Raw genomic sequence first — 20,366 nt, forward strand, 5'->3', positions numbered from 1 at the left:
ACCGGGGGGATCGCGGGCCGGAACGGATCGTCCGACATCCATGGGTTACCAGAATTTCATTGCACCCGGGAACTCTTGACACAGCTTTGTACGTACTATTACCGGCCACATCACGTCCGGTGGCCTGGCAGTGCGGGGGAAACTTATGCGTCATTTCGGGCACATCGCCCCTGAGGTGCGAGAGCGCCTGTTTCATCAGGAGCCGCAGGTCTTCACCACGGACTCCGCGCCCCGCATGCTCGCGGCGGCGCTGGGAGCCACGCTCTACAGTCCCGCGACCCGGCCGCACCTCGCCGAGGACGTGGTCAAGCAGACCGGGCGCGGTGTCGTGTCCATGGTGCTCTGCCTGGAGGATTCGATCGACGACTCCGAGGTGAGCGGCGCCGAGGACAACCTCGTGCGCCAGTTCGCCGACCTCGCCGCCGGCGGGGCCGAGGTGCCGCTGCTCTTCGTCCGGGTCCGGGCGCCCGAGCAGATCACCGATCTCGTACGCCGCCTCGGACCGGCCGTCGCGCTGCTGTCCGGATTCGTACTGCCGAAGTTCACGGAGGAGCGGGGCGTTCCGTTCCTGGAGGCGCTCACCGCGGCCGAGGCGGTCTCCGGGCGGCGGCTTTTCGCCATGCCGGTCCTGGAATCCCCCGAGCTGCTGCACCTGGAGACGCGCACCGAGACCCTCGCCGGGATCTCCCGCACCGTCGACAAGTACCGGGACCGCGTCCTGGCGCTGCGGCTCGGCGTCACCGACTTCTGCTCGGCGTACGGTCTGCGCAGGCCGCCGGACATGACGGCGTACGACGTGCAGATCGTGGCCTCGGTCATCGCCGACGTGGTCAATCTGCTGGGCCGGGCCGACGGTACCGGCTTCACGGTGACCGGACCGGTCTGGGAGTACTTCCGCCACCAGCAGCGGATGTTCAAGCCGCAGCTGCGCCGCAGCCCCTTCCTGGAGGAGGGCGCCGAGCCGCTGCGCGAGGCGCTCATCGAGCACGACATGGACGGTCTGCTGCGCGAGATCGAGCTGGACCGGGCCAACGGCCTGCTCGGCAAGACCTGCATCCACCCCTCCCACGTGCTGCCCGTGCACGCGCTGTCCGTCGTCAGCCACGAGGAGTACAGCGACGCCCGGGACATCCTGCGGCCCGAGCGGGGCGGCGGCGGGGTCCTCAGGTCCGCGTACACGAACAAGATGAACGAGGTGAAGCCGCACCGCGCCTGGGCCGAGCGGACCCTGCAGCGCGCGGAGGCGTTCGGGGTGGCGCGCGAGGACGTCGGCTTCGTGGAGCTGCTGACCGCCGGACTGCCCGCATGACCCGAGCCCGTACGACCGATGCCGAAGCCCGCACGGGCGGCCGCATGACCGAAGCGACGAGAGACGAGAACAGCAACGTGGTGTGGTCGGGTACATGGGTCGCCGAGCGGCTCGGGGTCGAGCTGGCCGGCGACCGGGAGCTCACCGGACTCCTCGGGCTTGCCCTGCGGCGCAACCCCAAGCGCGCGCATCTGCTCGTGTCGAACGTGCTGGGCAAGCACGTGCCGCAGAGTCCGACCGTGATCTGGCGCTCGGGCTTCGAACTCGGCGTACGCGTCAGGGAGTTGCTCGGCGACGAGGCGGCGGCGCGGGCCGTCGTCCTGGGCTACGCCGAGACCGCGACCGGCCTCGGCCACTCGGTCGCCGACGGCCTCGCGCTCGCCCCGTACCTGCACTCCACGCGCCGCCCCGTCCAGGGCGTGGCCCGCGCGGGCGGCTTCGAGGAGTCCCACTCGCACGCCACCTCGCACCTGCTGCTGCCCGAGGACCCGGCGCTGCTCGCCGGGGACGGACCGCTGGTCCTGGTCGACGACGAGTTCTCCACGGGGAACACGGTCCTGAACACCATCCGCGCGCTGCACGACCTGCACGGGCGCGACCACTACGTCATCGTCGCGCTCGTCGACATGCGCTCGCCCGGCGACCAGGGCCGCCTCGACGCGTTCGCCCAGGAGATCGGCGCCCGCGTCGACCTGGTGGTCAGGGCGCGCGGCTCGGTGCGGCTTCCCGACGGGGTCCTGGAGAAGGGGCAGGCGCTCGTCGCCGCCCACGAGACGGCCGCCGTCCCCGAGCCCCGGCGCGAGCGCGGCGAGATCGTGCGGCTCGGCGACCCCGGCTGGCCGGCCGGCGTACCGGACGGCGGGCGGCACGGATTCACCGCCGGGCACCGCGTCCGCCTCGAAGCGGCGCTGCCCGGCCTGGCCGAGCGGATCGCCCCGCACCTCACGGGCCGCGTACTCGTCCTCGGCAACGAGGAGTTGATGTACGCGCCGCTGCGCCTCGCCACCGCCCTCGAGGCGACGGGCGCCGACATCGCCTACTCCACGACCACCCGCTCGCCCGTCCTCGCCGTCGACGACCCGGGCTACGCGATCCGTACCCGCCTCGTCTTCCCCGCGCACGACGCACCGGCCGACGGACCCGGCGAGCGGTACGCGTACAACGTGGCGGGCGGCGGCTTCGACACGGTCGTCGTCGTCCTCGACTCCGTCGGCGACCGTGCCGAAATCGACGCGCCCGGCGGGCTGTTGGACCGGGTCGCCGGACACGCGGCGCGCGTGGTGGTGGTCGTGGTCCCGTCGTACGTTCCTCAGGAAAGGCCCTCCATGTCGCTGCCCGAGCCGCTGCGCGGCCCCGCGTTCTCCTCGTACGCGCCCGACGAGGTGGGCTGGCTGCTGCAGGACCTCTCGGACGTGACGCTGGAGGCGCCGACCGAGGAGCGCGAGGAGGCCATCCAGAGCGGCGGCGCGCACTACGCCGAGTCGCTGCCGGTCGAGTACCAACCGAGCGCGCAGTACCAGGAGTTGTTCCACGCGGCGCTCGATGCGTCGGCCGACCGGATCGCGCGGGCCGTGGGCGTCGTGACGGAGACGGTGCTCGCGGAGCGCTCGCCGCGGCCCGTCCTGGTGTCCCTCGCGCGGGCCGGGACGCCGGTCGGGGTGCTGATGCGGCGCTGGGCCCTGCGCCGGCACGGCATCGAGCTGCCGCACTACGCGGTCTCCATCGTGCGGGGCCGCGGCATCGACGCGAACGCGCTGCGCTGGCTCGCCGCGCACCACGACCCGGCCGACGTCGTCTTCGTCGACGGGTGGACGGGCAAGGGCGCCATCACCCGCGAACTGGCCGCGGCGCTGGCCGAGTTCGAGGGTTTCGACCCGGAGATCGCCGTGCTCGCCGACCCCGGGTCGTGCGTGCGGACGTACGGGACGCGCGAGGACTTCCTCATACCCTCCGCCTGCCTGAACTCGACGGTGTCCGGACTGATCTCGCGCACCGTGCTCCGCGCCGACCTGGTCGGCCCGGACGACTTCCACGGGGCGAAGTTCTACCGCGAGCTGGCCGGAGCGGATGTGTCGCGGCAGTTCCTCGACGTGGTGGAGGAGCGCTTCGAGGGCGTGCGCGACGCGGTCGACGCCGAGGTCAAGGAGCTGCTGGGGGCCGACCGCTCGCCCACCTGGGAGGGCTGGGCAGCCGTCGAGCGGATCAGTGAGGAGTACGGCATCCACGACGTGAACCTCGTGAAGCCGGGGGTCGGCGAGACGACCCGGGTACTGCTGCGGCGCGTGCCGTGGAAGATCCTGGCGCGGGCCGACGCCGGGGCCGACCTGGACCATGTCCGCCTGCTCGCGGAGCAGCGCGGGGTTCCCGTCGAAGTGGTGGACGAACTCCCGTACAGCTGCGTCGGGTTGATCCATCCGCGGTTCACCCGCGGAGCCACCGGAGTGGACGGCAGGGCGGTGACGGCGAAGTGAGTTCCGATTCCGTGACCGTCGTCGCGAGCGACCTCGACCGTACGCTCATCTACTCGTCCGGTGCGCTCGGGCTGACCATGCCCGACGCGCTGGCGCCGCGACTGCTCTGCGTCGAGGTGTACGAGGGCAGACCCCTGTCGTACGTCACCGAGGACGCGGCGGAGCTGCTGGCGGAGCTGGCCCGCCGGGCGGTGTTCGTCCCGACGACGACGCGGACGCGCGAGCAGTACGGGCGGGTGCGCCTGCCCGGCCCGGCGCCGCGGTACGCGATCTGCGCGAACGGCGGGCATCTGCTGGTCGACGGGGTGTCCGACCCGGAGTGGAGCGCCGCGGTGACCGAGCGGCTGCGGGCCGAGTGCGCGCCGCTGGCGCAGGTGCGGGAGCGGATGGTCGCGGCCGCGGATCCGGCGTGGCTGCTGAAGGAGCGGGTCGCCGAGGACCTGTTCGCGTATCTCGTGGTGGACCGGGCCCTGCTGCCGCCGGGGTGGGTCAAGGAGCTCGGCGCGTGGGCGGAGGGCGTCGGCTGGGGCGTCTCGCTCCAGGGCCGGAAGGTGTACGCCGTCCCCAAGCCGCTGACCAAGGGCGCGGCGGTCCAGGAAGTGGCGCGGCGGGCCGGGGCCGGGCAGGTCCTTGGGGCCGGCGACTCACTGCTGGACGCGGATCTGCTGCGGGCCGTGGACCGCGGCTGGCGTCCCGGGCACGGCGAGCTGGCGGACGTGGGCTGGACCGCGCCGGGCGTGACCGTGCTCCCGGAGCGCGGAGTGCTGGCGGGGGAGGCCGTGCTGCGGGGGTTCCTCGGGGAGGTGTGACACCGCCCGTGCCGGGGCGGGCAGTCGACGCCCGCCCCGGGCGGTGGCTGCCGGGGCTAGCCGCAGCAGCCGCCACCGCAGCAGCCGCCTCCGCCGCCCGACGACGGCGCGGGGGCCGGGGAGCTCGCGCCGGAGCCCGTCACCGCCACCGTCGACAGGAGCTTCACCGTGTCCGGGTGGCCGGCCGGGCAGGCCGCGGGCGAGGCGGACTCGGACATCGGGCGGCTGAGTTCGAACGTGTCGCCGCAGGTGCGGCAGCGGTATTCGTAGCGAGGCATGGGCCAAGATTACGGGTCGTCGCGCAGCGACACGTCCAGGAGCTCCAGCATCGCCGTGTAGGCACCGTCGGCGTCCATCTCGCGCACCCGCGCCGCGACTTCGGTGTGGGACGACAGTGGAGGGCGGTGCGGGCCCATGCGCACCCGCTCGCCCCGCGCGGCCAGGGCCGGCACGAGCACGCGGGGCAGCTGCGCGAAGAACCGGTTGCCGGAGGCCGTGAGCAGCGCCGTGTGGAACGCGACGTCGGCGAGCACGGCGAGCGCCGGGTCGCCCTGCGGGGACCGCTCCGCCGCGGCCATCGCGGTCAGCGCCTCGTCCAGCGCGATCAGGTCGGCCGACGAGCGGAACTGCGCGGCGAGCGCGGCGGCCGACGGCTCGACCGCCCGGCGCAGCTCGTGCAGATCGGGGGAGAAGCCGTCGGGCCAGGGCGCTCCGGGCGTCAGGGTCCAGCGCAGGACGTCGGTGTCGAGCACGTTCCAGTCGGCCTGCGGACGCACCCGGTGCGCGGCGTCCACGAGGCTCTTGCCCGCGAGCACCCGCACCGCCTCGCCGAGCACCGCCTCGGCCAGGCCCAGTTCGTCGGCCAGGAGCGAGGGCCGGAGCGTGAAGCCGACGCCGTACGTGCCGTCGGTGATGCCGCGCGCCAGCCGCTCGACCGCCCGGCGGGGCGCCTCGTGGCCGGCCTGCGGCATCGGCGGCGAGCTGGTCATGCGCAGCAGGCTCGCACGGGTCCCTCGCAATATCAATTCGCTCTGGAACCAGCCTGGTTGAGGGCAGGAGTCGGGTCCGCGCCGGGGTGCCGGGCCCGCCAGTACGGGTTGTCGTGCGGCAGCGTGCCGCTGACCCGCCCGTACATTCCGAAGACCATCAGCAGCAGCCCGACGACAAAGCTGAACAGGACGTTCTGGATGCGGAAGGCCAGGAAGTTGTAGCGGGTGTCGAGCAGGGCGAGGTTCACGAACCCGCTGAGGATGAAGAGGATGCCGAGCGTCATGTTGAGCGTCGACGCGATGTTGCCGCCGATCACCATTCCGGCGAACAGCAGCAGACCGGCGCAGAGGGACAGGATGCTCAGCGCGCCGTTCGTGTTCAGGCCCGCGACCGTGTCCCCGCGCGTGTCGAAGAAGCCGATCCTGTCGATGAGCCCGAGGACCCCGAAGGCCAGCAGCACCAGCCCCATCAGGCCCGCACCGGTGCGGTACACCCGGCTGAGCCGGTGGTCGACGGGCAGATGCTCGTCGAGCGTGACGTGTCGTCGGGATCCCGGGCGGAGCACCTGCGTGGCCATGATCGCCTCGCCTCCTTGTACGTACGTACGTCGAGGACCCGTACGTAGTCCAAGGATCCGCCCGTCGCCGGGGGAGTGCCAACAGGGTCAGGCGCCGCCGCGCTCCTCGCGGATCTGTGTCACGACCCGGGCCACCGTCCGCCGCACGGCCTCCGTCTCCGTGAGGAAGTGCCAGTAGTCGGGGTGGCGGCCCTCCAGACTCTCGACGGCGCGGTCGAGGCGGGCCACGGAGTCGTCGAGGGGGCGGGCGTGGCGCGGGTCGGGGGTGCTGCGGCCCGCCATCGCGAGTCGCTGCGCGTCACGGATCGCGAACCGGGTGCGGTCGATCTCCTGCTGCGGGTCCTTCGACACCGCGTTCAGCCGCTGCAGCCGGTCGGAGGCGGCGGAGACCGACTCGTCCGTCGTGTTCAGCAGGGCGCGGACCGTGGACAGCAGCGAGGTCGCGTCGGGCCAGCGCTGGGCGTCGCGCGCGGCGCGGGCCTCGGCGAGCTTGGTCTCGGCCTGCCGCACGTTCTCCGCGGCCAGGTCCGGTACGCGCTGCAGGTCCTGCCAGCACGCGGCGGAGAACCGGCGCCGCAGCTCGCTCAGGACCGGCTCGACCTGGCCCGCGCGGGTCGTCAGGGCCTGGGCCCGGGTGCGCAGGGAGACCAGGCGCCGGTCGATCTCGGCGGCCCGCTCCGGGAGCCGCTCGGCCTCGGCCCGCACGGACTCGGCGTCCCGCGCGACCCGCTCCGCGCGCTCCAGCGTCTCCGGTACGCCGTGCTGCCCCGCGCCCTGGTTCAGCTTGGTCAGCTCGGGGCCGAGGGCGGCGAGCCGGGCCGCGAGGTCGTCGGCCTTCAGGTCCGACCGCCGGACGGCGTCGAGGGCGGTCGTGGCGGCGAGCAGGGCCTGCCGGGCGCGCTCCACGGACGGGGCGAGGCGGGCCAGCTGCGTCTCGGCCTTGCCGAGCAGCGGACCGAGACCCTGTGCGAACCGGTCCAGATCCTGCTTGGTCCGGGTCAACTGGTCCTTGGCCTGCGTCAGTTCGGCCCGGGCGCGGGACGCGACGCTCGCCTCCAGGTCGTCGCGGTCGAGGTCGTGGGCGTCGACCGCGGTGATGTACTGCCCGCTGACCTCGTCGATGCGGGTGCCGAGCTGCTGGAAGTCGGTGACGGCGCGGCGGGCCGCGGGGGAGTCGTCGACCGCCGTGATCGTCTCTATCGAGATGCGCAGATCCCGCTGGGCCGTGTCCAGTTCGTAGAACGCCGCGGCCGCCGCGTCCTTGGCCGCCTGCGCCTCGGCGCGCTGGGACTCGGCACGGCCGCCGAACCACTTCCGCGTGCCGCCGCCGGCGAACGCCGTCGTGACGGTCGCCGCGAGCAGGGGCACGGGGAGCAGGGTGAGGGTGAGGAAGTCGCGGAGGGGGCCGCTGCGGCGGGAGGGGCTCGCTTGTGCCGGGCGCGCACTGTGCCGCGCTCCTGCGGGGCGCTCGTTCGTCGCCGTCACCAACCACTCCCGTGCCGTCATCAGCCCTGACCGGTGTCCATTCTCCCACCGGTTAAGGACGAACACACGGGCCGGTTAGTTCGCGGTTCGCAGTGTGACTTTTCCGTCCTGGGAGCGGGCCGAGATCCGGTGCGGGCTGTGGGCGTCGCGGGGGACGGAGACGTCGACGCCGCCGTCGTCGGTACGGGTGGTCACCCGGTACGTCGCGCTGCCGGGGACCGCGAGGGTCAAAGAGCCGTCCTCGCTGCGCGCCTCGACGCGGTCGGGGACCGTGCGCAGGGCGAGGTGCACGGAGCCGTCCTGGGAGCGGGCGGAGACCTGGCGGGCGTCCACTGCGGAGGCGTGCAGCGAGCCGTCCTCGCTGCGCAGGCGCAGCGGCCCGGAGACGTTCTCGACGTGCACGGAGCCGTCGCGCGTGGAGATGTCGAGGCCCTTGCGGAAGCCGCTCGCGCGGACGCTGCCGTCGCCGCCCCGGACCACGACGGCGACCTCGCGCGGCACCTCGACGCGGTGCCGCGCGGAGCAGTCGGCGATGAAGCCGCTGCAGCGCAGCCGCAGGGTCAGCCGGTCCTCGTCGGCCTGCCACTTCCAGGTCACCTCCGGGTCCGCGCCGACCACGGTGGAGCCCTGGAACCAGCGGGTGACCTCCACCCGGTCGCCGTCGCCCGGGACGAGTTCGAGGCGCGAGTCGTCCGAGTCGACCGTGAGCGTCCTGCCGTGCAGGGCGAACGAGCGGTGGTCGGGGTGGTCGTCGTCGGAGGCGTCGGCGCCGCACGCCGTGGCGGTCGCCGCGACCGCGGCCGTGACGGCCACGGCGGCCAGCGCACGGACACTGCGGGCGGTGCGGAAATGGCGGACGGTCATGGTCGATTCCCCCTGCGGCGGCTGGTGTTGCGGTGCCGGACCGGCGGCCGGCACCCCGTGAACGTACGGCGGCGCAGGTGGTGCGCGGGATGCGGACGGCCACCGGATCGCAGGTGGGGTTAACCCCCGCCGCGGCCCCGGCCGTAAGGGGTTTGCGGTGCACAGGCGTCGGCAAGGTACGCTGTCGGCTCGTCCTGGTCGCGAAAGCCCGGGATGTCGGGTGCGTAGCTCAGGGGTAGAGCGCCTGCCTTACAAGCAGGATGTCGGCGGTTCGAAACCGTCCGCGCCCACCGATGTGAACCGAGGCCCTCAGGCGATCGTGCTGATGACGATCATGCCTGGGGGTCTTCGTCGTCCCCCGGCTCCGCGGGATCGGCGTCGTGGACGTGCTGGAGGCGGGCCCGGGCCCGCACGGAGTCGGGGCCCGAGAGCTCGGACCAGTAGCGATGGCACGTCACGAACACGGCCAGCTCCAGCTCGCGCCGGCGGAGCTTCTCGACCTCGGCCTGCTCGTCGTCGGTCCAGCCCGGGGAGGCCGGGCGCTCCAGCTTGCGCCAGCCCTGGGTGTCGCTGATCGCGTCGAGGGGCGCCACCGACCAGGGGAGCCGCTTGAGAAGGTCCAGGAGCTCGGCCCGGATCTGGTGCAGCTCCTCCTGACCTGCGCGGAGGTCGCTCGGGAAATCGAAGTCGGAATCATCGGTCGCTGCCACCCGGCAATGGTACGTCTGTTCGAATTCACGGTGCGAGCGACTTGGGGGAGTTCACGCGAACGTGTGGTCGAAGGACGGGGGTGCGGCGGCAGACTGGAGGCATGTGCAGAAGCATCAAGACCCTTCGCCCGCCCGTCCTCCCGGAAGAGGCCACCGAGGAGGAGATCAGGGCCGCGGCCCTGCAGTACGTACGGAAGGTGTCCGGGTTCCGGGCGCCGGCCGCGCACAACCAGGAGGTGTTCGACCGGGCTGTCGACGAGATCGCCCGGGCCACCGCCGCGCTGCTCGACGGACTCGAGGTGCGCGGGGCCGCCCGCCCCAGGGCGACCTGAGGCTCAGGCCTCCTGGGCCTCGGGGGCCGGTCGGCGCATCACGTACGCCGCCACCACGCCCGCGCCGACCAGCGCCAGCAGCGAGACCACGGTGGACAGCCAGCTCGCGCCGAGCCACTGCGCGCCGAAATAGCCGAGCGCCACGCTGTACGCGGCCCAGGCCACGCCCGCCAGCGCCGACCAGGGCAGGAACTCGCGGACCCGGCGGTGCGCCGAGCCGGCCGCGAAGGAGACGACCGAGCGGCCCGCGGGCGCGAACCGGGCGATGATCACGAGCAGTCCGCCGCTGGACCGGGCGAGCGCCCCGCCGAGGCGCTCCTGTGCCGTGGTCAGCCGGCGCGAACGGGCGATGGCCCGGTCCAGGCGCGCGCCGCCCCGCCAGGCGAGGCGGTACGCGACCAGGTCGCCGAGGACCGAGGCCGTCGCGGCGCTGAGCGTGAGGGCGAGCAGGTCCGGTACGCCGTGCGGGACCTGGCCCGTGGCGGCGCCGGAGCCGGCCGCGGCGGCGGTGGCGGCGGTGATCACGAGGACGCCGCTGGGCAGCACCGGCACGAAGACGTCGAAGAGCACGGAGAGCGCCACGATCGCGTAGATCCACGGGCTCCCGGTCAGTGACCCCACGCTCTCCAGCACCGTCAGCCCACTCTCGTACGGACGTTCCCCCGACCGTTCCATCCAGGCAGGAGCGGTTTCATGACAGCTGTACAGCGTACGCCTTGTGCGTTGCTGGAGTGACGCAACGGGTACACATGTTCCCCATCTCACGTTCACCCGCGTGGCGCGTTCTGCGCGGCGCGGCGCCCTCGATTCCGGCGAGCGTGTAGGTACGTGTACCTACGTGTTCCGACGAGAGGAACGGCGATGGTGGCAGGAATGGTGACCGGCGTGCTCGCGGCGGCCGTGCTCGCGGCGGGCGGTGGTGGGGCCGGTGGCGGCACGGACTGCTACTGGGTACGGGCCGAGGCGCAGTTCGCCCCGCCCTCGGCACACGTGCCCTCGCACGCGCTCACGTACGACATGAAGCTGGTGCCCGCGGCGTCGTGGGTCAGGGTCGAGCAGCACGGCCACGGGGCGGGCATGACCGTGAGCCTGGACGTCGACGGCCTGGCCCCGAAGCACGCCTTTGGCGCGCACGTGCACCAGAAGCCCTGCGGCGCCGACCCGGCCGCCGCGGGCGGGCACTACCAGCACGTCGTGGATCCGGATCAGATGAATGCGGACAACGAGGTCTGGCTCGACTTCACCACCGACGCGAAGGGCAAGGGGGCGGCGGAGGTCCGCAAGAAGTGGGGGCTGCGCCCCGGCGAGGCGAACTCGGTCGTCATCCATGACGTGCCCGGTGGGGCGGGGAGGCGGGTGGCGTGCTTCACGGTGCCGTTCGCGTCCTCGTCGCACCACGGCAAGTAGGACCCCGGTACGCGAAGGCGCCCGCCCCCTGCGAGGGGGCGGGCGCCTTCATGCGCGGACGGGGATCAGGCCGCGACGGTCGCGCGCTCGCGCTCCGTCGCGTCGGCCCGCTCGCCGCGCCCGGCGAACAGCCGGTCCAGGCCGAACGCGCCGGAGCCGGTGAAGACGAGCAGCAGCATGGCCCAGCAGAACATCGCGGAGGGCTCGCCGCCGTTCTGGATCGGCCACAGGGTCTCGGGCTGGTGGACCTTGAAGTACGCGTAGGCCATCGACCCGGACGAGACCAGGGCGGCGACGCGGGTGCCGAGGCCGAGCAGGACCAGGCCGCCGCCGACGAGCTGGATGACGGCCGCGTACCAGCCGGGCCAGGTGCCGGCCTCGACGGTGCCGCCGCCCATGCCGCCGAGGACGCCGAAGAGCGAGGCGGCGCCGTGGCAGGCGAAGAGCAGGCCGACGACTATGCGGAACAGGCCGAGAGCGTACGGCTGGGCGCTGTTGAGACGTCCAGTCATGGTGGGGACTCCTTCGGTCGGTGGGGGACGTAACCGAGTTCACCGATGGAGTCGGCGCCGACGCTGCCGCCGTTGCCACCGGCTTGGGAGATCCACAGGTTAGGAGAACCTAACCAATGCTTGCAAGTTCAACATCCGGCCATGGTCGGCTTCCGTTTCGGCTTCCGCATCCGGTCCCGCGGCGGTGCGCAGGGCGGCGCGCGCCACCGCGTCCGCGTCCGAGAGGGTCACCGAGTCGACCCCCGGGCGGGCCCCGGCGGCGGTCACCCAGTGCACCCCCTCGGTGGGTACTCCGAACGCGAACCGGCGTGTGTGCGCGCGTCCTTGACGCGTGATCAGACGGTAGGGGCGCGGTGTTACGTCCAGGCCTCCGGTTTCGTATCCGTCGATCGCGTGCGGCCTGGCCTGGCCGGTCTTCAGGAGCCGGGCGAGCAGCTCGTCGGCGGTCCTGCGCACGTCCGGTTCGGGCAGTCGGGCCTCGACGAGTGTGGTGGCCGTCACGGTCGAGCCCGGCACATCGGGCGAGTGCGCGACGAACCGGCCGTCCTCGACGGCGACTTCGAGGCGCGGGCCGACGACGGTCAGCACGCCGGCCTCGACGAGCGCGGCCATCTCCTCGATGCGGCGCCGGGGCGGGCCGATGGAGAGGAACGCGTTCAGTGGTGTGTACCAGCGGTCGAGGTGGTCGCGGCGCGAGGCGCCGGACAGGCCGCCGTGGTCGACGATCAGGCGCAGTTCGTTGCGCAGGTCGCGCAGCACGTCGAGGGCGGCCTTCACGGGTCCGTCGACATTGCCGAGCGCGGCGTGGTCCGCGTCCTCGCGCAGATGGGCGAGGAGCCAGGCGTGCCATGCGGCGGGATTGGTATAGCGGTGGCCGGAATGGGGCCGTGCGACCCGGTCCCAGGACCAGAGCAGCTCGCCGCGGATCCCGAACTCCTCCAGGACGTCGGCCTCTTGGGGGGAGCGGTGCGCGGCGGCGAGGAAGCGGTCGCGGAAGGCGCAGGCGTAGCCGGCGGGCCGCAGCAGGGTCTCGTAGTAGACCGTCTCCACCTCCTTCGCGACCAGGGGCCATATCTCGGCGAGGAAGTCGGGGGCGTCGCCCGAGTCGGCTCTTTTGCGGAAGCGGGCTATCGACTCGGGGGTGAGGACGGCCGGCCGGTGGCGTCCGTAGGGGCCCTTGGCGTTGTCGCCGCGCGCCTGGTACGGGATGCCGCGGCGCGAACCGGCGTACAGGCGCGGCTCGTCGCCCGAGGGGAGATAGCGCAGGCCGCCACCGGGAGCGGCCGCGTACCGTCCGCCGCGGCCCTCGGTCAGCAGGGCCATGTGGTCGAAGAAGTTGAGGCCGAGGCCGCGCAGCAGGACCGATTCGCCTGGTTGTACGGAACTCAGGTCGAGGTCCGCCGGGTTCGCCGGCGGGACGTGGCGCAGACCGTGCCGTCGTGCCTCCTCGGTGACGTGGCGCTCGGCCGGGGTGCCCGCGGACGGCAGATGGCCCTGGGTGAGGACGACCGCGTGCAGCCCGGCGAGTGTGCGGCCGTCGGCGAGGGCGAGGGTCTGGCGGCCGTCGGGGCCGTCGTCGAGCCGGACGGCGCGGGTGGCGTGCGTGACGACCTCGACGCGGGGCGGGGCCGCGGCGACGGCCGCGGAGAAGACCCGGCGCAGATAGCGGCCGTACTGGGCGCGGCTCGGATAGTCGTCGGGGCCGAGGGCGGTGTCGTGCCGCGCGGCCCACTCGTACAGGCTCGGGCCCGGCCGGATCGGGCCCGAGCAGTCCACCGACTCGTCCGTGTAGAGGGTCACTTGCGAGGCGACCGTGTTCATCAGGAGCTCGGGTGCCTGGTCCGTGCGCCAGACGGCGCCCGCGCCCGGCGGGTACGGGTCGATGACGTGGACGGTGAGGCGGGCGCCCGCCGGGAGCAGGTCGTCCGCCGAGGCGGTCAGCCGCTCCAGAACGCTCGTGCCGCGCGGGCCCGCGCCGATGATCGCCAGGCTGAACTCGGAGTGAGGGGCGGGCAAAACGGGACTCCCGGGGCATGTGGGGCTGCTGGAAGCGGATGGTCCGCCTCATCATGCCGGTTGGCCCTCAGGAGTGGAGAGCGGGAGTCCAGGTGTGAAATGGATCACCCCTGGTGTTCGTGGGTCGGGTGACGGGTCAGGTGATGGTGCGGTGGTCCGCCCGGACCAGGCCGCGCTCCGCGTCCGCCTGGTCGAGGGCGAGGTCCGCCGAACGCCCGCGCAGCGTCAGCGTCATCAGATGGTTCCCGAACCAGGGACCGCCCGATTTGCGCCAGTTGATACGGGGTGCCGCGGCGCGGGCGTGCCGGGCGAAGCCGCGCCCGATGGCCCGCCCGGTGCGGCTCCAGCCGAAGCGGAAGCCGACGCGCATCGACGCCGGGATGGAGTTGTGCACGGGGGAGCAGGTCAGTTGCAGGACACGGGCGGTGGGTGCCGGGGTGCCCGCCGGCCAGGACGGTTCGGCGACGTAGGCGTGGTGCACGTCGCCGCCGAGGACCGAGACCGTCGCGGGCGCCGCGGGTCCCGCCCCGGCCTCGGCGACCAGGTCCGTGAGCGCGTCGAACGACGCCGGGAACGCCGCCCAGTGCTCCAGGTCGGCCCGTCTGCGCAGCTTCTCGCCGAACCTCGCCCAGCGGGCCCCGCGCTCGCCCCGGCACAGTGCCGCGTTCCACCCCTCCAGCTCGTGGATGAGGTGGGGGAGCAGCCACGGCAGCGACGAACCGATGACGAGGTGGTCGTAGGCGCCGGGGGCGGTGTCCTGCCCGTCGAGGGCCTGGGCCCGGACCCACCGCTCCTCCTCCGGGTCGAGCATCGCCCTGTTCTGCTCGTCGAGGACGCGGGCGGCGCGGGTGTCGACCATCAGCAGGCGTACGCGGCCGAAGTCCCGGCGGTAGCTCCAGCGCACGACGCCCGGGTCGGCGTCGGCCCGGGCGGCGAACTCGCGCAGGGCGTCGGTGCCGTCGGGGGTCGCGCGCACCGCCGCGTACACGGGATCGGCGTCGAGCTCGGCCGGCGTCAGGTTCCCTATGTGCTGGTGCACCCAGTACGACATGAGGCCGCTCAGGATGCGCTCGCGCCACCAGGGGACCGCGCGCATGTCGCGGAGCCAGGCGGCACTCGTGTTCCAGTCGTCTATGACGTCGTGGTCGTCGAAGATCATGCAGCTGGGGACCGTGGAGAGCAGCCAGCGGATCTCCGGGTCGAGCCAGGACTCGTAGTAGAGGTGCGTGTACTCCTGATAGTCCGCGACCTGGGTGCCGGGGTCGTCCGTGAGGTCGCGGCGGCGGGCCAGCCACGCTTGCGTCGCCGGTGACGTCTCGTCCGCGTACACCTGGTCGCCCAGCAGGACGAGGACGTCGGGCCGCTCGGCCGCCGGGTCGGCGGCGAGCCGGGCGGCGAGCGTGTCGAGGGCGTCCGGGCCCACCGGGTCGTGCTCGTCGGCGGGCGGGGCGGCCCAGCGGCAGGAGCCGAAGGTGACGCGGACGGGCGCGGTCTCCGTGTACGCCGGGGTACGGATGGTGCTGTCCGGGAAGCGGGAGTCCGGCTCGGGCCAGACCGTGCCGCCGTCCAGGGTGACCTCGTACGCCGTCTCGGTGCCCGGGGTGAGGCCGGTGACCGGGACCAGCGCGTAGTGGTGGCCGTCGATCTGGAAGGTGTGCGCGCTGCCGGACGCGCCGTCCGCGCAGCGCACTTCGGCGACGCAGGGCCGGCTCGCCTCGACCCAGACCGTCGCCGCCTCCTCGTCCACATACCTCAGCAGTGGTCCCAGGCGCAGCCTCGCCACGTGATCTCCTCCGCTCTCCGGCGCTCCGGACCGTCGGTCCGCAGTCGGTCCGTACGGTACGGAACGCCGGAGGAGGGTGGGGTGGTTCCTGCGGGCCGGATTTCGCCCGCCGCACGGTTTGTCCGGGTAGGTCGGCCCTTGCTCAGCAGCCGCTGAGCTTCGACTGGATCGCCGACTTCTCCGCCGAGTCGACGCTGAGGTCGTAGTAGTGCTTCACCTGGACGTACATCCGCAGGTAGGTGCAGGCGTACGCGGTGCGCGGCGGCATCCACTCGGCCGGGTCCTTGTCGCCCTTGGACTGGTTGACGTTGTCGGTGACCGCGATCAGCTGAGGCCGGGTGAGGTCGTTGGCGAGGGCCTGGCGCTGGGCCGTCGTCCAGGAACTGGCGCCCGACTTCCACGCCTCGGAGAGCGGGACGACGTGGTCGATGTCGACGTCGCCGGAGGCGGTCCAGGTGGCGCCGTCGTACGCGGAGTACCAACTGCCGGACGAGGCGGAGCAGTCGGAGCCGGTCTGCACGTTCGTGCCGTCGCGCTTGAGGACGGTCTCGCGGGTGTCGCAGGAGCCGGACTGGGTGATCCAGTGCGGGAACTTGTCGCGGCTGTAACCGTCGGAGGAGCCCTCGGTCTTGACGGTCAGTTCGGAGAGGTAGGTGCGGGCGGTGGCGGCGGTGACCGGGGTGGGCGGGGCGGCGCTCGCCGTCGGGCCGGTGAGGAGGGTGAGGGCGGCGGTGAGGGTTGCCGTCGCGGCGGCGGCCGTGACGGTGAGGGGTCGACGCGCGTAGAAACGGGGCGTGCGAGGGGCTGTGCCAGGGGTGCGGGGCATGTGAACTCCCTTGATGTGGGGGGATGTTGGACTGTGGGGTGCCGTCCGGTCATGGTGGGGGTGGGGGGTTTCGGGCAGGTGTGCGTTGGGTGACAGGGTCGCGTCAAGTTGGGGTGCGGGGCAAGGGTCATGCGGGTAACTCCGTTGGTTGTGCGGGGGATTGGGTGGGGCGGGTGGTGCGTTCCGGGGGAGGGTGGTGGACTGGGGCGTGGCTGGTCAGGGGGCTGGGTGCCTGGTCTCGGGGCTCCGCCCCCGGGCCCCGCTCCTCAATCGCCGGAGGGGCTTGAATTCGGGGCTCCGCCCCCGACCCCGCTCCTCAATCGCCGGAGGGGCTTGAACGGGGTCGGCTGGCGATCAGTGGTGCTCGTTTTGTATCGTGGGGGAACAAAGTGGTTCCCGTCCGCGTACCCTGACCGGCGGGCGGGGCCGCCTTGTCCCTTTTCTCGTCTGTTCTCGTCTTTTCTCGTCTCCGTGTCTGGAGCCCGCCGATGCCGGCCACGCCCACCGTTCTCTCCGCGCGCGCCCTCCTGCTCGACATGGACGGCACGCTCGTCAACTCCGACGCCGTCGTCGAGCGGATCTGGCGGCGCTGGGCCGCCGCGCAGGGGCTCGACGGCGACCAGGTCATGCACGTGGCGCACGGGCGGCAGGGGCACGCCACGATGGCCGAGCTGCTGCCCGGGCGCTCCATGGAGGAGAACTACGCGGACAACGCCCGCATGCTCGCCGCGGAGACCGCCGACATGGACGGGGTCGTGCCCGTGCCCGGCGCGGCGGACTTCCTGGACGCCCTGCTCTCCGCGGGTCTGCCGCACGCCCTGGTCACGTCGGCCGACGTGGCGCTGTCCACCGGGCGGATGGCCGCGGCCGGCCTGCCCTACCCGGCGGTCCGGGTGACGGCCGAGAACGTGGGGGCCAGCAAGCCGGACCCCGAGGGGTTCCTGAAGGGCGCCGCCGAGCTGGGCATCGACCCGGCCGACTGCGTCGTGTTCGAGGACTCCGGGGCCGGGATCGCGGCCGGACGCTCCGCCGGGATGCGGGTGGTCGGGGTCGGGCCGCGCGCGGGCGAGCACGGGCCCACCGTCCACGTGCCGGATCTGACGGCCGTACGGGTCGAGGCCGCGCCCGGCGGAGAGATCCTGCTGCACATCGGCTGACCCGGGCCGCCCGGACGCGACCTCACCCGCCGGACAGGCCCTAGTGGGTCTCCGCCTCCAGGGCGCGGCGGGTCGCCGGGCCGTACGTGCCCGGGGTGTCGCCCTGGATGCCGCGTGCGTACTGGTAGGTGGCGAGGCCGTACTCGGTCCGCTCGTCGAAGCGGCCGCTCGGCTCCCTGGTGTAGAGGTGCAACTGCGCGAGACGTGACTGGAGTTCGGTCACTTCCGGGCCGCGGTCGCCGCGGCGCAGCACCGATCCGACGGCCGGGGCGGGCGGCTTGCTCGACGGCGTCGAGGACGGGCTCGGGGGCCGCGTCGAGGGCGTCGCGCTCGGCGTGCGGCTCGGGGTCGGCGTGGGGGAGGCCGGCGCGGATGCCGAGGGAGCCGCGGGCGCCGAGGTGCTCGGCGTCGCACGGTGCGTGGAGGCGGACGCGCTCGGCGTCGGGCTCGGATCCGGGCGGCTCGACGAGGCGACCGCCACCGGTCCACGCCCCTCCTGCGCGGAGGCACCCGTGTCGCCGTCGCCCGACGAGATCAGCACCGTCACCAGCGCGGCCACGCTCAGGACGCCCGCGACCGCGGCCATGAGCAGCAGCGGGGCGCGGCGCGGCTCGTCGACGGGCTCGCCGTGCCCGTGGTCGTCGTCCCCGGCCGCCGGCTGCTCGGGCGGCAGCGGGGGATGCGCGTACGGGTCGGGCGCGCGCGGCGGCGCCGGGTGGGACGGTTCCGGGAGCGTCACATAGGGACGGACACGGAGCGGACTGAAGCCCTCCGCCTCGCAGGAGCACGACAGGGCCCCGTCCGCCCCCTTCTCGGCCCCGCACTCCGGACACGTACGCAGCGCATCGCTCACTTCTGGTCCCCCTCCCCGAGAACTGCAGCGCATTATGCAGACCCCAGGGGCCCCTCCGCAGCGCCGGTCCCGGGCAAAAGAGCCGCTCCGGCAGGACTCAACAGGCCAAACCCGGTCACACCTACCAGGATGGGAGGTACCAAGCCCCCGCCGCACCGGCCCGGGGTGCCTCTGGAGGTGGCCATGAGCAGCCAGGACATCGGCACGACAGGAGCCGGTGGCGGCGGTCGTGCGCACCGGGCCCTGCCCGACGACGCGGCCAAGAGCGGCGGCGTCCTCGTCTCCATCGGAGCGCTGCTGCTCGGCATGCTGCTCGCCGCGCTCGACCAGACCATCGTGTCCACGGCGCTCCCGACCATCGTCAGCGACCTGGGCGGCCTGGAGCACCTGTCCTGGGTCGTCACCGCGTACATGCTCGCCGCGACGGCCGCGACCCCGCTGTGGGGCAAGCTCGGCGACCAGTACGGGCGCAAGAAGCTCTTCCAGCTCGCGATCGCGATCTTCCTGGTCGGCTCGGCGCTGTGCGGACTCGCGCAGAACATGCCGCAGCTCATCGGCTTCCGCGCCCTGCAGGGACTCGGCGGCGGCGGGCTGATGGTGCTGTCCATGGCGATCGTCGGCGACATCGTCTCGCCGCGCGAACGCGGCAAGTACCAGGGGCTGTTCGGCGCCGTCTTCGGCGCGACGAGCGTGCTCGGGCCGCTGCTCGGCGGGCTGTTCACCGAGCACCTGAGCTGGCGCTGGGTCTTCTACATCAACCTGCCGATCGGTGTCGTCGCGCTCCTCGTCATCGCCGCCGCGCTGCACATCCCGGTCCGCGCGAAGAAGCACCGCATCGACTACCTCGGCACCTTCCTCATCGCGTCCGTCGCCACCTGCCTCGTCCTCGTCGCCTCGCTCGGCGGCACGACCTGGGGCTGGGGCTCGCCGCAGATCATCGGGCTCGCCGTGCTGGGCGTGGCGCTCGCCGTGGTGTTCGTGTTCGTGGAGTTCCGGGCGGCCGAGCCGGTGCTGCCGATGAAACTGTTCCGGGTGCGGACCTTCACCCTCTCCGCCGTGATCAGCTTCGTCGTCGGCTTCGCGATGTTCGGCGCGATGACCTACCTGCCGACGTTCCTGCAGGTCGTGCAGGGAGTGTCGCCGACCATGTCCGGCGTGCACATGCTGCCGATGGTGATCGGCCTGCTGCTCTCGTCCACCGTCTCCGGGCAGATCGTCAGCCGCACCGGCCGCTGGAAGGTCTTCCCCGTCGCGGGCACCGCCGTCACCACGCTCGGCCTGCTCCTGCTGCACAACCTCGACGAGAACAGCTCCACCGGCGAGATGAGCGCCTACTTCTTCGTCTTCGGCCTCGGACTCGGCCTCGTCATGCAGGTGCTCGTGCTCATCGTGCAGAACGCCGTGCCGTACGAGGACCTGGGCGTCGCCACCTCGGGTGCCACCTTCTTCCGCTCCATCGGCGCCTCCTTCGGCGTCGCGATCTTCGGCACGATCTTCGCCAACCGGCTGTCCACGAAGCTGAGTTCGGCGCTGGCCGGACAGCAGGTGCCGCCCGGCGTCGGCCCGGACTCGCTCAAGGCCGACCCGCGCGGCATCGGCGACCTCCCGCCCGCGCTGCGCGAGCCGGTGCTGCACGCGTACGCCACCTCCATCACGGACGTGTTCCTCTACGCGGTCCCGGTCGCCCTGATCGCCTTCGTCCTGTCCTGGTTCCTGCGCGAGGACAAGCTGCGCGGCTCCGTCACCGCGCCCGACCCGACCCAGACGCTCGCCTCCAACCCCGTGGAGCGCTCCTCGTACGACGAGGTGGCGCGGGCCCTGTCGACGCTCGGGACGCGCGAGGGGCGGCGCGAGATCTACGAGAAGATCACCGCGCGGGCGGGCTACGACCTGCTGCCGGCGGCCAGCTGGCTCGTCCTGCGCAGCAAGCGGTACGGGTGGGCCGAACCCGCCGTCCTCGCCGAGCGCAGCGCCGTGCCGCTGCCGGTCATCATCGAGGCGGCCCGGCAGGTCGAGGAGCGGCATCTCGCCGTCCGCGAGGGGCTCGACCTCGTCCTCACCGACGAGGGCCGGGCGGTCGCGGCCCGCCTCGCCAAGGCCCGGGAGGACTCGCTCGCGGAACTGCTCGGCGACTGGTGGGGCCCCGACCGCCCCACGGACCTCTTCCAGCTGGTGTCCGAGCTGAACGCGGAGATGTGCGGATCGGACGCGGAGCGGCCGCACGACGGCACCGGGCGGCCGGGCCTCGCGGCCTGACCGCCCGAC

19 protein-coding genes and 1 tRNA gene are annotated in these 20,366 nt (G+C 73.0%); 8 read left to right on the plus strand and 12 right to left on the minus strand.

Translation table 11 applies throughout. From position 1 onward, the window contains the following. The first annotated feature begins 145 nt into the window (after positions 1-145). Genes ACQUQD_RS28100 through ACQUQD_RS28110 form a run of 3 tightly spaced genes read left to right on the plus strand, consistent with a single transcriptional unit; the run spans position 146 to position 4,589 of the window. A complete protein-coding gene (locus ACQUQD_RS28100) occupies positions 146-1,309 on the plus strand; it encodes an HpcH/HpaI aldolase/citrate lyase family protein (protein WP_428954923.1) in 1,164 nt (387 codons plus the stop codon). Between the two features lie 44 nt (positions 1,310-1,353). After that, on the plus strand, positions 1,354-3,780 hold the full coding sequence (locus ACQUQD_RS28105; RefSeq protein WP_428957672.1) for a phosphoribosyltransferase: 2,427 nt from the start codon (positions 1,354-1,356) through the stop codon (positions 3,778-3,780). Then, on the plus strand, positions 3,777-4,589 hold the full coding sequence (locus ACQUQD_RS28110) for an HAD family hydrolase (RefSeq protein ID WP_428954924.1): 813 nt from the start codon (positions 3,777-3,779) through the stop codon (positions 4,587-4,589). The genes ACQUQD_RS28105 and ACQUQD_RS28110 overlap by 4 nt, the downstream gene beginning before the upstream one ends. A gap of 56 nt (positions 4,590-4,645) precedes the next feature. On the opposite strand, the gene ACQUQD_RS28115 is transcribed toward ACQUQD_RS28110, so the two are convergent. The 5 genes from ACQUQD_RS28115 to ACQUQD_RS28135 all read right to left on the minus strand — a co-directional run bounded on the left by ACQUQD_RS28115 (position 4,646) and on the right by ACQUQD_RS28135 (position 8,505). Beyond that, complete coding sequence (locus ACQUQD_RS28115; protein ID WP_428954925.1) at positions 4,646-4,867, minus strand: FmdB family zinc ribbon protein; 222 nt, start codon at positions 4,865-4,867, stop codon at positions 4,646-4,648. Positions 4,868-4,876: 9 nt separating this feature from the next. After that, entirely contained in the window at positions 4,877-5,578 is a 702-nt protein-coding gene (locus ACQUQD_RS28120; RefSeq protein WP_428954926.1) for a FadR/GntR family transcriptional regulator, read from the minus strand. Between the two features lie 32 nt (positions 5,579-5,610). Beyond that, complete coding sequence (locus ACQUQD_RS28125; RefSeq protein ID WP_428954927.1) at positions 5,611-6,156, minus strand: DUF4383 domain-containing protein; 546 nt, start codon at positions 6,154-6,156, stop codon at positions 5,611-5,613. 87 nt (positions 6,157-6,243) lie between these two features. Beyond that, entirely contained in the window at positions 6,244-7,641 is a 1,398-nt protein-coding gene (locus ACQUQD_RS28130; protein ID WP_428954928.1) for a hypothetical protein, read from the minus strand. Between the two features lie 75 nt (positions 7,642-7,716). Then, positions 7,717-8,505, minus strand: a complete 789-nt coding sequence (locus ACQUQD_RS28135; RefSeq protein ID WP_428954929.1) for a DUF4097 family beta strand repeat-containing protein — start codon at positions 8,503-8,505, stop codon at positions 7,717-7,719. A 218-nt stretch (positions 8,506-8,723) separates the two neighbouring features. On the opposite strand from ACQUQD_RS28135, the gene ACQUQD_RS28140 reads away from it, so the two are divergent. Next, positions 8,724-8,795 (plus strand) — tRNA-Val (locus tag ACQUQD_RS28140). Between the two features lie 42 nt (positions 8,796-8,837). On the opposite strand, the gene ACQUQD_RS28145 is transcribed toward ACQUQD_RS28140, so the two are convergent. Further along, the gene (locus tag ACQUQD_RS28145) at positions 8,838-9,215 is read right to left on the minus strand and encodes a hypothetical protein (protein WP_428954930.1); all 378 of its coding nucleotides are present in this window, start codon (positions 9,213-9,215) and stop codon (positions 8,838-8,840) included. 101 nt (positions 9,216-9,316) lie between these two features. On the opposite strand from ACQUQD_RS28145, the gene ACQUQD_RS28150 reads away from it, so the two are divergent. Continuing rightward, entirely contained in the window at positions 9,317-9,547 is a 231-nt protein-coding gene (locus ACQUQD_RS28150) for a DUF2277 domain-containing protein (RefSeq protein WP_428954931.1), read from the plus strand. Between the two features lie 3 nt (positions 9,548-9,550). Here ACQUQD_RS28150 and ACQUQD_RS28155 read toward each other — a convergent pair whose 3' ends face one another. Then, positions 9,551-10,180 (minus strand): DedA family protein, encoded by a 630-nt coding sequence (locus tag ACQUQD_RS28155; RefSeq protein ID WP_428954932.1) that lies wholly within the window; start codon positions 10,178-10,180, stop codon positions 9,551-9,553. 228 nt (positions 10,181-10,408) lie between these two features. On the opposite strand from ACQUQD_RS28155, the gene ACQUQD_RS28160 reads away from it, so the two are divergent. After that, positions 10,409-10,954 (plus strand): superoxide dismutase family protein, encoded by a 546-nt coding sequence (locus ACQUQD_RS28160; RefSeq protein ID WP_428954933.1) that lies wholly within the window; start codon positions 10,409-10,411, stop codon positions 10,952-10,954. A gap of 65 nt (positions 10,955-11,019) precedes the next feature. Here ACQUQD_RS28160 and ACQUQD_RS28165 read toward each other — a convergent pair whose 3' ends face one another. From ACQUQD_RS28165 to ACQUQD_RS28180, 4 genes are all read right to left on the minus strand, one after another. Next, positions 11,020-11,466, minus strand: a complete 447-nt coding sequence (locus ACQUQD_RS28165) for a DoxX family protein (RefSeq protein ID WP_428954934.1) — start codon at positions 11,464-11,466, stop codon at positions 11,020-11,022. A 99-nt stretch (positions 11,467-11,565) separates the two neighbouring features. Continuing rightward, positions 11,566-13,482, minus strand: a complete 1,917-nt coding sequence (locus tag ACQUQD_RS28170) for an FAD/NAD(P)-binding protein (RefSeq protein WP_428954935.1) — start codon at positions 13,480-13,482, stop codon at positions 11,566-11,568. A gap of 136 nt (positions 13,483-13,618) precedes the next feature. Beyond that, on the minus strand, positions 13,619-15,265 hold the full coding sequence (locus ACQUQD_RS28175) for an alkaline phosphatase D family protein (protein WP_428954936.1): 1,647 nt from the start codon (positions 15,263-15,265) through the stop codon (positions 13,619-13,621). Between the two features lie 142 nt (positions 15,266-15,407). Then, positions 15,408-16,091 (minus strand): HNH endonuclease family protein, encoded by a 684-nt coding sequence (locus ACQUQD_RS28180; RefSeq protein WP_428954937.1) that lies wholly within the window; start codon positions 16,089-16,091, stop codon positions 15,408-15,410. A gap of 488 nt (positions 16,092-16,579) precedes the next feature. On the opposite strand from ACQUQD_RS28180, the gene ACQUQD_RS28185 reads away from it, so the two are divergent. Beyond that, positions 16,580-17,248, plus strand: a complete 669-nt coding sequence (locus ACQUQD_RS28185; RefSeq protein WP_428954938.1) for an HAD family hydrolase — start codon at positions 16,580-16,582, stop codon at positions 17,246-17,248. A 40-nt stretch (positions 17,249-17,288) separates the two neighbouring features. On the opposite strand, the gene ACQUQD_RS28190 is transcribed toward ACQUQD_RS28185, so the two are convergent. Continuing rightward, the gene (locus ACQUQD_RS28190) at positions 17,289-18,101 is read right to left on the minus strand and encodes a peptidoglycan-binding domain-containing protein (protein ID WP_428954939.1); all 813 of its coding nucleotides are present in this window, start codon (positions 18,099-18,101) and stop codon (positions 17,289-17,291) included. Between the two features lie 183 nt (positions 18,102-18,284). Between ACQUQD_RS28190 and ACQUQD_RS28195 the strand changes: the two genes are divergently transcribed. Continuing rightward, entirely contained in the window at positions 18,285-20,357 is a 2,073-nt protein-coding gene (locus ACQUQD_RS28195) for a DHA2 family efflux MFS transporter permease subunit (RefSeq protein WP_428954940.1), read from the plus strand. Positions 20,358-20,366 lie beyond the last annotated feature (9 nt).

Source organism: Streptomyces sp. cg35 (assembly GCF_050410835.1).
GTDB lineage: Bacteria > Actinomycetota > Actinomycetes > Streptomycetales > Streptomycetaceae > Streptomyces.

Excerpts from the sequence above, each read along its gene's own strand:
- ACQUQD_RS28195 (WP_428954940.1), top strand. The coding sequence starts at position 18,285 with ATGAGCAGCCAGGACATCGGCACGACAGGAGCCGGTGGCGGCGGTCGT.
- ACQUQD_RS28180 (WP_428954937.1), bottom strand. The coding sequence starts at position 16,091 with ATGCCCCGCACCCCTGGCACAGCCCCTCGCACGCCCCGTTTCTACGCG.
- ACQUQD_RS28160 (WP_428954933.1), top strand. The coding sequence starts at position 10,409 with ATGGTGGCAGGAATGGTGACCGGCGTGCTCGCGGCGGCCGTGCTCGCG.
- ACQUQD_RS28125 (WP_428954927.1), bottom strand. The coding sequence starts at position 6,156 with ATGGCCACGCAGGTGCTCCGCCCGGGATCCCGACGACACGTCACGCTC.
- ACQUQD_RS28135 (WP_428954929.1), bottom strand. The coding sequence starts at position 8,505 with ATGACCGTCCGCCATTTCCGCACCGCCCGCAGTGTCCGTGCGCTGGCC.
- ACQUQD_RS28150 (WP_428954931.1), top strand. The coding sequence starts at position 9,317 with ATGTGCAGAAGCATCAAGACCCTTCGCCCGCCCGTCCTCCCGGAAGAG.
- ACQUQD_RS28165 (WP_428954934.1), bottom strand. The coding sequence starts at position 11,466 with ATGACTGGACGTCTCAACAGCGCCCAGCCGTACGCTCTCGGCCTGTTC.
- ACQUQD_RS28185 (WP_428954938.1), top strand. The coding sequence starts at position 16,580 with ATGCCGGCCACGCCCACCGTTCTCTCCGCGCGCGCCCTCCTGCTCGAC.
- ACQUQD_RS28120 (WP_428954926.1), bottom strand. The coding sequence starts at position 5,578 with ATGACCAGCTCGCCGCCGATGCCGCAGGCCGGCCACGAGGCGCCCCGC.
- ACQUQD_RS28115 (WP_428954925.1), bottom strand. The coding sequence starts at position 4,867 with ATGCCTCGCTACGAATACCGCTGCCGCACCTGCGGCGACACGTTCGAA.
- ACQUQD_RS28105 (WP_428957672.1), top strand. The coding sequence starts at position 1,354 with ATGACCGAAGCGACGAGAGACGAGAACAGCAACGTGGTGTGGTCGGGT.
- ACQUQD_RS28100 (WP_428954923.1), top strand. The coding sequence starts at position 146 with ATGCGTCATTTCGGGCACATCGCCCCTGAGGTGCGAGAGCGCCTGTTT.